The sequence below is a fragment of the Pantoea sp. ARC270 genome, assembly GCF_003236725.1.
Classification (GTDB): domain Bacteria; phylum Pseudomonadota; class Gammaproteobacteria; order Enterobacterales; family Enterobacteriaceae; genus Pantoea; species Pantoea anthophila.
In genome coordinates this window covers 159,981-175,184 of the sequence record NZ_PUGA01000010.1, presented here as the reverse complement: position 1 = coordinate 175,184, position 15,204 = coordinate 159,981, and the positions used below count along the sequence as shown (strand labels likewise).

Annotated in this window: 12 protein-coding genes; 6 read left to right on the top strand and 6 right to left on the bottom strand. The window is 59.1% G+C overall.

Going from position 1 to position 15,204, the window contains the following annotated elements:
• Positions 1–10 precede the first annotated feature (10 nt).
• Complete coding sequence (gene envZ, locus CKF42_RS07315) at positions 11–1,381, bottom strand: two-component system sensor histidine kinase EnvZ (RefSeq protein WP_009087704.1); 1,371 nt, start codon at positions 1,379–1,381, stop codon at positions 11–13.
• Positions 1,378–2,097 carry a two-component system response regulator OmpR gene (gene ompR, locus CKF42_RS07310; protein WP_003853014.1) on the bottom strand — a complete coding sequence of 240 codons (720 nt, stop codon included), beginning with the start codon at positions 2,095–2,097 and terminating at the stop codon, positions 1,378–1,380. The genes envZ and ompR overlap by 4 nt, the downstream gene beginning before the upstream one ends.
• 536 nt (positions 2,098–2,633) lie before the next feature.
• On the opposite strand from ompR, the gene yjbE reads away from it, so the two are divergent.
• The 4 genes from yjbE (at position 2,634) to CKF42_RS07290 (ending at position 7,780) form a co-directional block, all read left to right on the top strand.
• Entirely contained in the window at positions 2,634–2,882 is a 249-nt protein-coding gene (gene yjbE / locus CKF42_RS07305) for an exopolysaccharide production protein YjbE (protein WP_009087705.1), read from the top strand.
• 179 nt (positions 2,883–3,061) lie between these two features.
• A complete protein-coding gene (gene greB / locus CKF42_RS07300; RefSeq protein WP_009087707.1) occupies positions 3,062–3,535 on the top strand; it encodes a transcription elongation factor GreB in 474 nt (157 codons plus the stop codon).
• A gap of 103 nt (positions 3,536–3,638) precedes the next feature.
• Positions 3,639–5,966, top strand: a complete 2,328-nt coding sequence (locus tag CKF42_RS07295; protein WP_111207881.1) for a Tex family protein — start codon at positions 3,639–3,641, stop codon at positions 5,964–5,966.
• A 128-nt stretch (positions 5,967–6,094) separates the two neighbouring features.
• On the top strand, positions 6,095–7,780 hold the full coding sequence (locus tag CKF42_RS07290) for an alpha-amylase family glycosyl hydrolase (protein ID WP_111207880.1): 1,686 nt from the start codon (positions 6,095–6,097) through the stop codon (positions 7,778–7,780).
• Here CKF42_RS07290 and CKF42_RS07285 read toward each other — a convergent pair whose 3' ends face one another.
• Together CKF42_RS07285 and bioH are read right to left on the bottom strand one after the other, a co-directional pair.
• On the bottom strand, positions 7,781–8,050 hold the full coding sequence (locus tag CKF42_RS07285) for a YdgH/BhsA/McbA-like domain containing protein (protein WP_009087712.1): 270 nt from the start codon (positions 8,048–8,050) through the stop codon (positions 7,781–7,783).
• 170 nt (positions 8,051–8,220) lie between these two features.
• Positions 8,221–8,997 carry a pimeloyl-ACP methyl ester esterase BioH gene (gene bioH, locus CKF42_RS07280; RefSeq protein ID WP_111207879.1) on the bottom strand — a complete coding sequence of 259 codons (777 nt, stop codon included), beginning with the start codon at positions 8,995–8,997 and terminating at the stop codon, positions 8,221–8,223.
• 34 nt (positions 8,998–9,031) lie between these two features.
• On the opposite strand from bioH, the gene gntX reads away from it, so the two are divergent.
• Together gntX and nfuA are read left to right on the top strand one after the other, a co-directional pair.
• Entirely contained in the window at positions 9,032–9,712 is a 681-nt protein-coding gene (gene gntX, locus CKF42_RS07275) for a DNA utilization protein GntX (RefSeq protein ID WP_111207878.1), read from the top strand.
• A 58-nt stretch (positions 9,713–9,770) separates the two neighbouring features.
• On the top strand, positions 9,771–10,346 hold the full coding sequence (gene nfuA / locus CKF42_RS07270; protein ID WP_111207877.1) for a Fe-S biogenesis protein NfuA: 576 nt from the start codon (positions 9,771–9,773) through the stop codon (positions 10,344–10,346).
• A 254-nt stretch (positions 10,347–10,600) separates the two neighbouring features.
• Here the strand turns inward: nfuA and malQ are convergent, their stop codons facing one another.
• Entirely contained in the window at positions 10,601–12,682 is a 2,082-nt protein-coding gene (gene malQ / locus CKF42_RS07265; RefSeq protein WP_111207876.1) for a 4-alpha-glucanotransferase, read from the bottom strand.
• A gap of 9 nt (positions 12,683–12,691) precedes the next feature.
• A complete protein-coding gene (malP, locus tag CKF42_RS07260; RefSeq protein WP_111207875.1) occupies positions 12,692–15,097 on the bottom strand; it encodes a maltodextrin phosphorylase in 2,406 nt (801 codons plus the stop codon).
• Between the last annotated feature and the right edge of the window lie 107 nt (positions 15,098–15,204).

Sequence of the window (15,204 nt, the reverse complement as noted above, 5' to 3'; positions counted from 1 at the left end):
CGCGCCCGTTTTATCCGCCTGAGACGCTGTTGCTGCCGTTGTTATGGCTCAGCGCCATATTTTCCGTTAACGGTAACCAGGCGCGAATACGCAATCCCCCGCGCTCGCTCTCGCCAATCTCCAGCGACCCCTGATGCGCATCAATAATACGCTGTACAATCGCCAGGCCGAGACCGGTTCCGCTGGTGCTGCGGGCACTGTCGCCGCGCACAAACGGCTGGAAGAGATGCGCCAGCTGATCAGGCTTAATACCCGGCCCGTCATCTTCCACCTGAAACCAGGCGCGATGCAGTTCCCGTCCGCTGCTGACTTTAATCCAGCCATTGCCGTATCGCGCGGCGTTGACCACCAGGTTAGCCAGTGCGCGTTTGATCGACAGCGGGTTGATATCCAGCATTAACTCTTCCGGCATCACCGCATTTTCGATCTCACGTTCGTAGCCACTCTCTGCGGCCACCACCTCGCCCAGCACGCTGTTCAGGTCGGCGCGCTCGGTCTGCATCTCCTGACCGGTGCGCAGGTAGTCGATGAACTGTTCGATGATGGCGTTGCACTCTTCGATATCTTTGTTAATCGATTCGGCCAGATAGCCATCCTGCTCGCTCATCATCTCGGTGGCGAGACGAATACGGGTCAGCGGCGTGCGCAGGTCGTGACTGACCCCCGCCATGAGCAGCGTTCGGTCATCCGCCAGCTGTTTTACCCCGGCCGCCATCTGGTTAAAGGCACGGGTCACCGATCGGACTTCGGACGCGCCATACTCGCGCAGCGGCGGCGGAATAATCCCGCGTCCGACCTGCAGAGCGGCGTGCTCCAGATCCACCAGCGGCCGGTTCTGGATGCGGATAAACAGCCAGGCGCCGCCAATCGCCAGCAGCATTATCGCCAGGGTATAGCGGAACAGCGGCGAGAAGTCGCCCTGATGGATTTCCGTCAGGGGCACCCGCACCCAGATATCAGGCGACAGCCAGGTTTTCAGCCAGACCACAGGCGAGTTTTTGTTGACCTCGACCCGCACATCGGTGGGCCCGCCCAGCTGCTGCCCCATCTGTTCACTCAGGAATTCATAGTGCTGCGCCCAGCGCAATCCGCTCTCCTCTGCTGCTGCATTGGTGTAGAGCGAGATCCCCAGTTCGCGGTAGATTTCCCGGCGAAACGCCGGAGGCACTTCCAGCTGCGTGCCATCCTCCAGCTGCAGCCGGTCGGTCATCAGCATACGTACTTCGTATGCCAGCACCTTATTGAACTGCTGCAGGCTGGGAAGGATGGCAAAGTTCAGCACCACCAGATAGGTCGTGACCAGGCTGACAAACAGCAGGGTCACGATCAGCAGCAGGGTGCGCGCAAACGAACTGCGTGGCGAGAAGCGCAGTCGCCTCATGCTTTACTGCCGTCCGGCACGAAGACGTAGCCCAGACCCCAGACGGTCTGAATGTAACGTGGATGCGCCGGGTCCTCTTCCACCATGCGACGCAGGCGGGAGATCTGAACGTCAATCGAACGCTCCATGGCACTGTATTCACGGCCACGCGCCAGGTTCATCAGCTTGTCGCGCGACAGCGGCTCACGCGGGTGGCTCACCAGGGCTTTCAGCACGGCGAACTCACCGCTGGTCAGCGGCATCGGCTCATCTTCACGGAACATCTCGCGGGTGCCGAGGTTAAGTTTGAATTTACCAAAGGCGATAATCGCCTCTTCCTGCGACGGTGCGCCGGGCAGTTCATTGGCCTGACGACGCAGCACCGCGCGGATACGCGCCAGCAGTTCACGCGGGTTAAAGGGTTTAGGAATGTAGTCGTCCGCGCCGATCTCCAGCCCGACGATACGATCGACCTCTTCGCCCTTGGCCGTCACCATAATGATAGGCATCGGGTTGCTCTGACTGCGCAGACGACGGCAGATAGAGAGGCCATCTTCACCTGGCAGCATCAGGTCGAGCACCATCAGATGAAAGGATTCACGGGTTAACAGACGATCCATCTGCTCGGCATTAGCGACACTGCGCACCTGAAAGCCCTGCTCGGTGAGATAGCGTTCAAGCAGAGCACGCAGACGCATATCATCATCGACGACCAGAATTTTGTAGTTCTCTTGCATTTTCAACTCCCAAAGGCGCTATTGCCTGAGCCAACATTGTTAAAAAAAGATGCCTTATAGTGACAGTCATTAATGGTTTATATTCTAGCCAAAATTGTTACAAAGCATATTAAACAGGAGCTTATATTTAATTTCGGGCCAATTTCGGGGCCAGGCTCACCCTTTTTACCGGCGACAGGGCAGGATACGGCAAATCTGAAAAAACGGCCCTGTTTCTCAGAATCGCTGGCGTCAGAAGCGGACCGGCATTTATTCGATGAAGAAATTCAGCGGCTTAGCAGTTAATTTGGCTTAAAACGGAGTCATCATTATGGATAAGCTCCAGATAATCTACCCTGCCCGCATTCAGACAGCATAATATTCCAGCAAAAGCGCCCGGGACGCCATCCTCATCTCGGATTAATTTCAGTGCTTCTCACAGCAAGGCCAGTTGAAATTAAAGTCCGATAAATCAATCAGTAAAGCCAACTTTTCGCCTTCTCCGTTTTCAACCAGACTGCTCAGGCACCATTCGACGTCTCAACGGGGATTACACAATGAAAAAAACGATTTTACTGCTGAGCGCGCTGGCATTAGGCAGCGTTAGCCCAGGTTATGCTGCCACAGCGACCGGTGAAGCGGCCGGTGCAGCGGCAACCTCAACCGCTAAAGGTAACTCTGACGCCATTGGCGTTGGCGCAGTCGCGGCCCTGCTGGGCGTTGCGCTGGCGACCATGGGCGGCGGCGGCGGTGACGGACATGGCACCGGCACCTCGACCACCACGGCGACTCACGCCGGAAAATAAGTCTGTTTTATTGGCCAGCGTCCTGTGACTGGCTCCAGATTACGCTTCAGCAGCACCCCTTTCGCCGCCGGGGAAGTCAACGCGGGTTTTTAGCTTTAAAAACCCCTTCCCCGACTCTTTTTTGCCGCGCCCTGTTTGCCTTACACTGTTTCTCTTTTGATTTGGCTGGCCGGATTAGCATGAAAACCCGACTGATTACCCGCGAAGGCTTCGATAAGCTGAAAGCGGAACTCGACTACCTCTGGCGTGAAGAGCGACCGGAAGTGACCAAAAAGGTGACCTGGGCTGCCAGCCTTGGCGATCGCAGTGAAAATGCCGACTATCAGTACAACAAGAAACGGCTGCGGGAAATTGACCGTCGCGTTCGCTACCTGACCAAAAGTCTTGAGCAGCTGCGCATCGTTGACTACTCGCCTCAGCAGGATGGCAAAGTCTTCTTCGGTGCCTGGGTGGAAATTGAAAACGATGCGGGCGACCTCAAACGCTTCCGCATCGTGGGCTACGATGAGATTTTTGGCCGCAAGGATTACATCTCCATCGACTCACCGATGGCGCGGGCACTGCTGAAAAAAGAGGTGGGCGATGCCGCCACCGTCGAGACGCCAGTGGGTCCGGCGCTCTGGTATGTCAACGCGATTGATTACCCGCAATAACGTTTCAGATTATGGCTGAAAGCCGCCCGCGTCTCTGGCAATTTTGACCATCAATCCGTATAACTGTCCGCTATTTCTCAACCCGGAAAGCAAGACAGTCCTGATGATGAACGTTCTGAGCCAGATAATAGCCAGTGAGCTGCAGGCGCGTCCCGAACAGGTTGACGCCGCCGTTCGCCTGCTGGATGAAGGGAATACCGTGCCGTTTATCGCACGCTATCGTAAAGAGGTCACCGGCGGGCTGGATGATACCCAACTGCGCCAGCTGGAAACCCGCCTCAGCTATCTGCGTGAACTTGAAGAGCGACGCCAGTCGATTCTGAAGTCGATTGACGAGCAGGGAAAACTCACCGACGACCTCGCCCGCGCGATCAACATCACCCTCAGCAAAACCGAGCTGGAAGATCTCTACCTGCCCTACAAACAGAAGCGCCGTACGCGTGGACAGATCGCGATTGAAGCGGGTCTTGAGCCGCTGGCGGACACCCTGTGGCAGGATCCGTCTCACACCCCTGAGCAGCTGGCTGCACAATATGTCGATGCCGACAAAGGGGTGGCTGACGTGCGTGCCGCGCTGGATGGCGCCCGCTACATTCTGATGGAGCGTTTCGCTGAAGATGCGGCGCTGCTGGCGAAAGTGCGTAACTATCTGTGGAAAAATGCTCACCTGGTGTCGCGCGTGGTGGAAGGCAAAGAGGAAGCGGGCGCGAAGTTCCGTGACTACTTTGACCACCATGAAGCGCTGAGCAGCGTGCCGTCACACCGTGCACTGGCGATGCTGCGCGGCCGTAACGAAGGCGTTCTGCAACTCTCGCTGAATGCTGACCCGCAGTTTGATGAAGCGCCGCGTGAAAGCCACGGCGAAACGCTGATTGCGGAACACCTGAACCTGCGCCTGAACAACGCCCCGGCAGACAGCTGGCGTAAAGCGGTCGTGAGCTGGACATGGCGCATCAAAGTGATGCTGCATCTGGAAACCGAGCTGATGGGCACGGTGCGCGAACGCGCAGAAGATGAAGCGATCAACGTGTTTGCCCGTAACCTGCACGATCTGCTGATGGCCGCGCCCGCGGGCATGCGGGCCACCATGGGACTGGACCCGGGCCTGCGCACCGGCGTTAAGGTCGCTGTCGTTGATGCCACCGGCAAGGTTGTCGCGACCGACACCGTCTATCCGCACACCGGTCAGGCCGCGAAAGCCGCCGCCGCCGTTGCGGCCCTCTGCGTTAAGCATCAGGTGGAGCTGGTGGCGATTGGTAACGGCACCGCATCCCGCGAAACCGAGCGCTTTTTCCTCGATCTGCAGAAGCAGTTCCCGCAGGTCACGGCGCAGAAAGTGATTGTCAGTGAGGCGGGCGCGTCCGTCTACTCCGCCTCTGAACTGGCGGCGCAGGAGTTCCCGGATCTGGATGTCTCTCTGCGCGGCGCGGTGTCGATTGCCCGACGTCTGCAGGACCCGCTGGCTGAGCTGGTGAAAATCGATCCGAAATCGATCGGTGTCGGTCAGTATCAGCATGATGTCAGCCAGAGCCAGCTGGCGAAGAAACTCGACGCGGTGGTGGAAGACTGTGTGAACGCCGTGGGCGTGGATCTGAATACCGCCTCGGTGCCGCTGCTGACCCGCGTCGCGGGCCTGACGCGCATGATGGCGCAGAACATTGTCGGCTGGCGGGATGAAAATGGCCGCTTCCGCAACCGCCAGCAGCTGCTGAAAGTGAGTCGCCTGGGACCAAAAGCCTTTGAACAGTGCGCGGGCTTCCTGCGTATCAATCACGGCGATAACCCGCTCGACGCCTCCACGGTCCACCCGGAAGCCTATCCGGTGGTCGAGCGCATTCTGGCCGCTACCGAGCAGGCGCTGAGCGACCTGATGGGTAATGCGGGCAGCCTGCGCAATCTCAGCCCGCGCGATTTCATCGATGACCGTTTTGGTCTGCCGACCGTAACCGACATCATGAAAGAGCTGGAGAAGCCGGGCCGCGATCCGCGTCCTGAGTTTAAGACGGCGCAGTTTGCAGAAGGCGTCGAGACGCTGAGCGACCTGACGCCGGGCCTGATTCTGGAAGGCAGCGTTACCAACGTCACCAACTTCGGGGCGTTTGTGGACATCGGCGTGCATCAGGATGGCCTGGTGCATATCTCCTCGCTCTCTGACCGCTTTGTGGAAGATCCTCATCAGGTGGTAAAAGCGGGCGATATCGTCAAAGTCAAAGTGATGGAAGTCGATCTGCAGCGCAAACGTATTGCCCTGACCATGCGTCTCGATGAGCAGCCAGGCGAAGGCAATGCGCGTGGCGGCGCGAAAAATGGCGCGCCGCGTGACGAGAAACGTCCGGCTGCCGCGAAAGGCCGTCCGCGTCCGGTCAGCGCCTCTGCGGGTAACAGCGCGATGGGTGATGCCCTGGCCGCCGCGTTCGGTAAAAAACGCTAAGCTTATCAGGGGGCCGCACGCTGGCCCCCTGTTCCCGCCACTTTCCCCGGTTGAAAATCCCCGTCATAACGCTACGCTAAAAAGACGCCTGTCATAAAAACAACATCTGCTGTGGCATCCAAATCACGATGGAAACGATCACCGATCTGATTGATAAGATTTATGCCGGCACCTTTCCCCAGGCTACCCTGACGCGCCTGCTGAGTGAGATCGCCACCGCCCGCGACGCCATCAAGCTGCCGCGCAAGGCGCACTGGGACGAGCAGGATGTGGTGCTCATCACCTATGCCGATCAGTTTCGGGAAACCGGCAAGCCCACGCTCACGACCTTTTCCCGCTTCTATCAGCAGCATCTGCAATCCCTCTTTCCGCTGGTTCACCTGCTGCCTTTCTTTCCCTGGTCGTCTGACGACGGCTTTTCTGTCATTGATTACCATCAGGTTGATCCGCTGTGCGGTGACTGGCAGGATGTTGCCCGCCTGCATCAGGAAACCCGCCTGATGTTCGATTTTGTCTGCAACCATATGTCGTCGCGGAGCGCCTGGTTCCGTCACTTTCTGGCGCAGGACCCCGGCTGGGACGATTTCTTTATCAGCATGCCGCCCGCCACTGACCTCAGCGCCGTCACCCGTCCGCGAACCTCGCCGCTGCTGACCCCTTTTCAGATGGCCGATGGCGACACCCGCTTTATCTGGACCACCTTCAGCGCCGATCAGATCGACCTGAACTTTGCCAATCCTGAGGTGCTGCTGCGCATGGTCGGGGTGCTGCTCGACTACCTGATACGCGGCGCGGACTACGTGCGGCTTGATGCGGTCGGCTACATGTGGAAAACGCCCGGCACGCGCTGTATTCACCTGGAAAAAACCCATCAGCTGGTGAAACTGTTTCGCGCGATTGCCGACCAGGTCGCCCCTGGCACGGTGATTATCACGGAGACCAACGTGCCACATCGGGACAACATCAGTTACCTGGGCAACGGCCACGATGAGGCGCAGATGGTTTATCAGTTTTCGCTGCCGCCGCTGGTGCTGCATGCGATTCATACCGGCTCGGCGCGCGCGCTGCGGCAGTGGGCCAGCTCGCTGGATCTCAGCAGCAATGACACCACCTTTTTTAACTTTCTGGCGTCCCACGATGGTATTGGCCTGAATCCGGCGCGCGGAATTTTGTCGGAGGTGGAGATTGTGGCGCTGGTGCGCGACCTGGCGCTGGAGGGTGCGCTGGTCTCCTACAAAAATAATCCGGACGGCACCACCAGCCCGTATGAAATCAACGTCACCTATCTGGATGCGTTAAACCGTGAGGCGGACGACGACGCCACGCGGCTGAAACGTTTTTTACTGGCCCATGCCATTCTGCTGGTGTTCCCTGGCGTGCCGGCCATCTATATCCAGAGCATTGTGGGCGGGCGAAATGATTACGATGGGGTGCGTGCCGCCGGACACAACCGGGCGATTAATCGCCAGAAGTATGATCTGCAGGCGATTGAAGCGGCGCTGGCGGGGGAAGAGTGGCTGCGTCAGCAGATCTATACCCGGCTCGGTCAGCTGATCCAGCTACGCCGTCGCCAGCCTGCTTTTCATCCCGATAATCCGATGACGATCTCAGAGAGCGAAAATGCCCTGCTGGTGCTCAGACGTCATTCGCCGGACAGCGATGAAGGATTGCTCTGCGTGTTTAATCTCAGTGGACGGCCGGTGGAGACACCGCTACCGGAGGCACGTATGTGGCAGGATCTGATAAGCGGAGAGAAGATGGATGGCACCCAGCCGGTTAAGCTGGATGCCTGGCAGTTCATGTGGCTACGCTGATTACTTGTAGACTTCAGCGGTGGCGCTGAATTTACCGTGTTCGCGACCCGCGATCACCAGGTAGTATTTACCGCCTTTCTCGTCAGCAAGCTGAGACAGCACTTTTTTAGCATCCATTGGCGAGGTGGTTTCCGCTGTGGTGTTAACAGTGCCAATCTTCTGCAGGTTCATTGATTTAACTTCTTCTTTGGTGACTTCCTTCGCTGCCATCGCAGAAAATGAAATCGCGCCCATCATCATTGAAGCCACAACCCATTTAAAAACCTTCATTATGTTTACCCTCATTCATGATCCATTGTGAGATGTAAGCAGCCGCTAAACGCGTAAGGCAGTATGGAACGGCATAGTCATTTCCGTGACTAATCACATAAATTTGCAGCGGCCTTGCTCACAGAGAGAAGTATTGCTGCTGCCAGCGATTTTGCCAACTTAAAGCCTCATTATCCCGGCAAATCACTGATAAAGTTAATAATATGCTGACAAAAGATGTCTGGATGGGAAATAAAAGGTGCATGTGCTGCCTTATCGATAACGACTGAAGGCGAGGCTGGCAACATTTCATCAATCTCTGCAGCAATCCGGCGCGGCACCAGCCCATCGAGTGCGCCATAGAGACGCAGGAACGGCAGCCCGATCTGCGGTAACGCGCTGCGCAGATCGACCTGACGCAGAATCTCCAGTCCGCCATCCAGCACCGCCACTTCCGGCATCGGTTGCGACAGCACCACCTCTTTCAGCTGCCGTGCATCGGCGCGCGCCGTTTCGGTGCCCAGCGTCTGCAGCGCCAGAAAGCGCTCCACCGTGCGCTGAAAATCGTTGCTGAGCATCTGCTGAAAGTTCTGCAGCGTCTCGGGTTTAATGCCGGGCCAGTGCTCTGTGGCGGTGAAACAGGGTGACGATGCAACGGTAATCAGTGCAGCCAGCTTTTCTGGCGCGGTCAGCGCCAGCTGTGTCGCCACCAGTCCGCCCAGAGACCACCCCATGACGATCGCCTGTGCGGGCAGCGCAGGCAGCAGCGCCTCTGCCATCTGTGTCAGCGTCAGCGTTCCCGCATCCTGACTGCGGCCATAGCCCGGCAGATCGACCAGATGCAGGCGGTAATGCGGGCTGAGTCGCGGAATAATGCTTTGCCAGACTTCGGCATTCAGCCCCCATCCGTGCAGCAGCACAAGATCGCGTTTTCCTTCTCCGCAGGTGTGCCAGTAGAGCGACGTCATCAGTTACTATCCCGAAAATGATAAGGAGGTCGCTATGCTAGCAATGCCTGCCCTGTGTTGGCTATGCCAGATGCCGTTACAGATCGCCCGTCACGGTCTGTGCAGCTTATGTCTGCGTGAATTACCGCCGCTGCCCCTGCTCTGTCCACGCTGCGGATTGCCCGCCGGGACGACGCGGGTTGCCTGTGGCCGCTGCCAGCGCAAACCGCCCGCCTGGCAGGCGCTGGTCTGCGTCAATGACTATCGCCCGCCGTTCAGTGAGTGGGTTAATCAGCTTAAGTTTTCTCACATAACCGCACTCAGGGTGATGCTGGCGCGGCTGCTTTTGCTAAGCTGGCTGGATGTCTGGCGGCACGGTCGTGTAGTGCGTCCCGACCTGCTGCTGCCGGTGCCGCTGCACTGGCGGCGACGCTGGCGGCGCGGCTACAACCAGAGTGCCCTGCTGGCTGCCCCGCTGGCGCACTGGCTGCAGTGCGAATGGCGTGACGGCCTCTCCCGCCAGCGAAGGGGAGCATTGCAGCATCAGCTCACTGCCCGCCAGCGCCGCACTAACTTACGGGATGCCTTCCGCCTTGAAATGGCGGTGCAGGGTCGCCATATCGCCCTGCTGGATGACGTCATCACCACCGGCAGTACGGTCGACGAAATCAGTCGTCTGTTACTGGCGCAGGGCGCGGCCAGCGTGCAGGTCTGGTGCCTGTGCCGTACCTTGTAGAGCGTCATTGATGGGCGTATTATAACCAACTAAATTAGTCAACTATTGAGCAATCGACATGATCCGAATTACTGACTCTGCCCAGGAACATTTTTCTAAACTGCTATCCAAACAAGAAGATGGCACCCAGATTCGCGTATTCGTGATTAACCCGGGTACGCCAACAGCGGAGTGCGGCGTCTCTTACTGTCCGCCTGATGCCGTTGAAGCGACTGACACCAAGCTGAAGTTCGAAAAGCTCTCTGCGTATGTTGATGAACTGAGCAAACCTTATCTGGAAGATGCGGAAATCGACTTCGTGACCGACAATCTCGGTTCACAGCTGACGCTGAAAGCGCCGAACGCCAAAATGCGGAAGGTGTCTGACGATGCGCCGATGGTGGAGCGCGTGGAGTATCTGCTGCAGGCGCAGATCAACCCACAGCTGGCCGGTCACGGCGGACGCGTGTCACTGATGGAGATCACCGATGACGGTTACGCCATTCTGCAGTTTGGCGGCGGCTGTAACGGCTGTTCGATGATCGACGTCACCCTGAAAGATGGCATCGAGAAAGAGCTGCTGGCTGCCTTCCCGGAACTGAAAGGCGTGCGGGATATTACCGAGCATCAGCGCGGCGAACACTCCTTCTACTGATGTTAACGCGGGGATGAGCAGTAATACGCTGCTCTCTTCGCTGTGAGATTGAGGCGGCTCAGGAAACACGGGCAGATCGGAAAGACGCAAAAGCCGCCATCCATGGCATGCTCTGCCCGCGCCATCCATGGCGCGAGACGCTTTCCTCCTCTGCCCATGTTCCCTTCGTGTTGAGTAGAGACGTTGCTGCCAGCTTTCCTTTGAGTCAGTTTTTAATCAGTCAGAAACGCGGCAGTCAGACTGCCGCGCTCTTGTTACTTCTCTTTCCTGCCTGACTGACGCTGCTGGCTGACCACCTTCAGCAGTGCATTCACTTCCCTGTCGGCAAAGATCGCCTCCAGCGTTTTGCTCAGCTTACGCCGCCAGTTGGGATATTGATCTACCGTGCCCGGCACGTTGACCGGCGTGGTCATGCCGAGCCAGTCCTCCGGTTGCAGCCCCAGCAGCGCACTGTCGGTGTCGGCCAGAAAACGGTGGATTGCCCGGTTCAGTGCAGGCGTCATCGCCAGCTTCTCCGCCTTTTTCTGACTGCGAGCCGGCAAAGCCCCCGCCTGATGCAGGGCATCCAGTAGCGCCTGCTTCTGCGTCGCCCGCTGCTCATGCAGTGCCTTCACCGCGTCGCCCGGATAGAGGCCCAGTTTCTCGCCCAGCGCCAGGTCGCCCTGCTCCCAGAAACCGGTGAGGGTGGGCAGATCGTGCGTGCTGGCGCTGGCAATCGACTGACGCGGATAGTCCTGCGGCGCGCGATAGCGCTGATCTTTCTCCTGCTCGAACCAGAGCACCTTCCATGAAAAGACGCCGCTTTTGCGCAGCAGGCTGACTATCGCCTCCGGCACGGTGCCCAGATCTTCGCCAATCACCATGCAGCGCAGCCGGTGGCTCTCCAGCGCCAGAATCCCCAGCAGATCGTCGACCGGATAGGCGACATAAGCGCCTTTATCCGCCGTCTCTCCGGCGGGCACCCACCACAGACGCAGCAGCGACATCACATGATCGATGCGCAATGCACCGCAGTCACGCATGTTGGCTCGCAGCATGTCGATAAAGGGCTGATAGCCGCGCGCCTGCATCACATGCGGGTCCATTGGCGGCAGGCCCCAGTTCTGCCCCAGCGGACCGAGGCGGTCGGGTGGTGCGCCGACAGAGGCTTTAAGGCGGTAGAGCTCTGGGTCGTGCCAGGTTTCGGCGCTGCCTTCCGCCACGCCAACCGCCAGGTCACGATAGAGACCCACGCTCATGCCCAGCGCCTGGCTGTGCGCCCAGCAGCCTGAGAACTGCTGCTGCGCCAGCCATTGCAGCCACTGCCAGAAGGCGATCTCCTCTTCGTGCTCCTTACACCACTGCTGCACCTCCGGCTGCTGACTGTTGCGCCACCCTTCCGGCCACGCGGGCCAGCCCCACTGTTTTGCATTCTCAGCCCGTCGGGCCTGCTGTATGCCGTCGTAGGCCGCCTGATAACGCAGGCTGTCACCGCCTTCACGCACAAACTCAGCCCAGGATTGCTGCTCGTCGCTGGCGCGGTCACGGGCCTGAAAGTGTGCCCAGGCGTGGCGCAGTGCGGCGAGCTTCAGCGCCATCACCGCTGCGTAATCGACATGCTCCGCCTCGCGGGCTTTAGCCAGCGCCTTCTGCGTTCTGGCACTTTTCCACCACTTCTGTGCCGCCGCGCTTTGCTGAAAATCGGCCACCTGGCTGACATCGATATAGATGATGTTCAGCCAGCGGCGTGATGACGGACTGTAAGGACTGGCGAAATCGGCGCTGGCGGGATAGAGCGCATGCAGCGGATTCAGCCCGACGAAATCGCCTCCGCGTGCGGCCAGCTGCACCAGCAGCTGGTCGAGATCGCCGAAGTCACCGATGCCCCAGTTCTGTTCAGACCGTACGGTATAGAGCTGCACCAGTGCGCCCCAGCGTTTCTCTCCCGCCTCCAGCGCCGGCGGCAGATAGCAGCGGCGTGGGGCAACAATGACCCGCGTCTGCCAGCTTTTCTTCCCTTTGCTGAGCGTCAGCTGGTGATACCCCTGAGCCAGCGGCGTGGGCAACGTAAAGGGTTCGCCCGCGGTTAACTCGCCGCTGAGCAGTCTGCCCTTCTCTGTCTGCAGCTGCCAGCGATAGACGCCACGGCCCTGCGGCGTCAGCTGACGCCTGCCTCTGCCGCTGAAGACGGCGACCGGCGGCAGCGGCGATTTACCCGCCTCCTGCGGATCGCCCATCACCGCCAGCAGCGCACGTTTGGTTTCGTCGCTGATCGCCTCTTTCTCGCCGTTGACGTTGATGTAATCCAGTGAAATACCCGCAGCACGGGCGGCCTGATCAAGTGAATCCTGTTTCATTGCTGCTCCTTAGCGGGGTGCCTGCCAGATACGTTGCTGATAGTCACGAATGGACCGGTCCGAACTGAACATGCCGGTCCGGGCCGTGTTGAGGATGGCGGCGCGGGTCCAGCCTTCCGGGTCGCGCCACAGGGCTTCCACCCGTTGCTGCGCCTCGATGTAAGGCTGGAAATCGGCCAGCACCAGCCAGGGATCGCCGTGTTTCGTCAGGCTCTCCAGCATCAGGTCAAACGCGTGCTTGTCCCCGTCGCTGAATTTGCCCTTCTCCAGCGCTTTCAGTAAATCATCCAGCGCCTTGTTCTGCCTGCGCACCTTTTTCGGGTTGTAGCCTTTGGCCTTCAGCGTTTTCACCTCCTCCACGGTGTGACCGAAGATAAAGATATTCTCCTCGCCCACCTGCTCAGCGATTTCGACATTGGCCCCGTCCAGCGTGCCGATGGTCAGCGCGCCGTTCAGCGCCAGCTTCATGTTGCCGGTGCCCGAGGCTTCATAACCGGCGGTAGAGATCTGCTCAGAGAGGTCGGCCGCCGGGATCATCATTTCGGCGACGGTGATGCGGTAGTCGGGGAGAAAAACCACTTTCAGCCGGTCGCCGATGCGGGGATCGTTGTTCACCACCTCCGCCACCCGGTTTATCGCGTAGATAATGTTTTTCGCCAGGTAGTAACCCGGTGCGGCTTTTGCCCCGAACAGGAAGACCCGCGGCGTGAAGGTGACATCCTCCGGGTTATTACAGAGCTGCTGATAGCAGTAGAGGATATGCAGCAGGCTGAGGTGCTGGCGCTTGTACTCATGCAGTCGCTTGATCTGCACATCGAACAGAGCCGCCGGGTTGACGATAATCCCGGTGTGCCGGGCGATATAGTCGGTCAGCTGCGCTTTGTTCTGCTGCTTGATGCTGCGATAGCGCTGACGAAACGCCGGGTTATCGGCGTAAGGTTCCAGGCCGATCAGCGCGTCGAGATTGCTGGCCCATTCGGTTTTCAGCGTCTCATCAATCAGCCCGGCCAGCGCCGGATTGCACTGCTTCAGCCAGCGGCGCGGGGTAATGCCGTTGGTGACGTTATGGAATTTTTGCGGCCACAGCTGGTGATATTCCGGGAAGAGATCGCTGACCACCAGCCGGGAGTGCAGCGCCGCGACGCCGTTGACCGCAAACCCGCTGACGACGCAGAGATTCGCCATCCGCACCTGACCGTCCGCAATCACCGCCAGCTTATGCCACAGCGCTTTGTCATCCGGCCAGTGCTGCTTCACCACCTTTTTCAGCCGCTGATTGATCGTTTTGATGATCAGCAGATGACGCGGCAGCAGCGCGCGCATCAGCTTTTCATCCCAGCGCTCCAGCGCCTCCGGCATCAGGGTGTGGTTGGTGTAAGCAAACAGCCGGCTGGTGATCTGCCACGCCTCATCCCAGCCGAGCTGGTGCTCATCCAGCAGCACGCGCAGCATCTCCGGGATGGCGATGGTGGGATGGGTATCGTTGAGCTGAATCACTTCGAAGTCGGGCAGGCTGTGAATGCTGCGTCCCGCCTGATGGTGGCGGCGCAGGATATCGGCCACCGCACAGGCGCACTGAAAATATTGCTGCATCAGGCGCAGCCGCTTGCCCGCCTGGTGATTGTCGTTGGGATAGAGCACTTTGGTCAGTTTTGCCGCCTCGATGCCGGGCTGCTCCGCCTGCAGGAAGTGACCGTCGTTAAACGCCGTCAGGTCAAAAGGGTGCGCGCTCACCGCCTGCCACAGACGCAGCGGCAGCGTGACGCCATTGCGGTAGCCGGTGACCGGCAAATCCCAGGCTTCACCGCGCAGCGTAAACCCGGGCTGCCAGCGCACCTCGCCGTTCTCCTGCTTTTCGACCCGACCGCCCATCGCCACCTCCACATCCAGCGCCGCATTGTGGCGGAACCAGGGATAGTGCTCGCGCTGCCAGTCGTCGGGCGCCTCCTTCTGCTGGCCCGCCTGAAAAGACTGGCGGAACAGGCCGTACTGGTAGTTAAGTCCGTGCCCGGTTGCAGACTGACCGACCGTGGCCATCGAATCCATGTAGCAGGCAGCCAGTCGCCCCAGCCCGCCGTTGCCGAGTGCCGGATCGACCTCCTGCTCCAGCAGCGCCGTCAAATCGAACTGCTGCTCTGCCAGCGCCGCCTGCACCTCGTCATACCAGCCGAGATTAAGCAGATTGTTGCCGGTCAGCCGGCCAATCAGAAACTCCATCGAGAGATAGTTAACGTGACGCTGCTGCTGCGCCGGACGCGGGGCCGGTTGCGCGGCCAGCAGTTCCGCCAGGGCCGCACTGACCGCCTGCCACGCCTGGTGCGGGGTCATCTGCTGAGCGGAAGAGAGGCCGAGGTGTTGCCACTGGCGGGTAAAGGCGGCGTTAAAACGGGCTTTATTGAATTTCTGCTGCGGCATATCACTCCCTTCTGTTACGCAATGAGGTGAAGCAAAAATGGCAAGCGCACGGGCTGGCAGGCGGCGCCAGCAATCGTTAAGTAAAGACGGGAGTGGGGAAAAAAGCG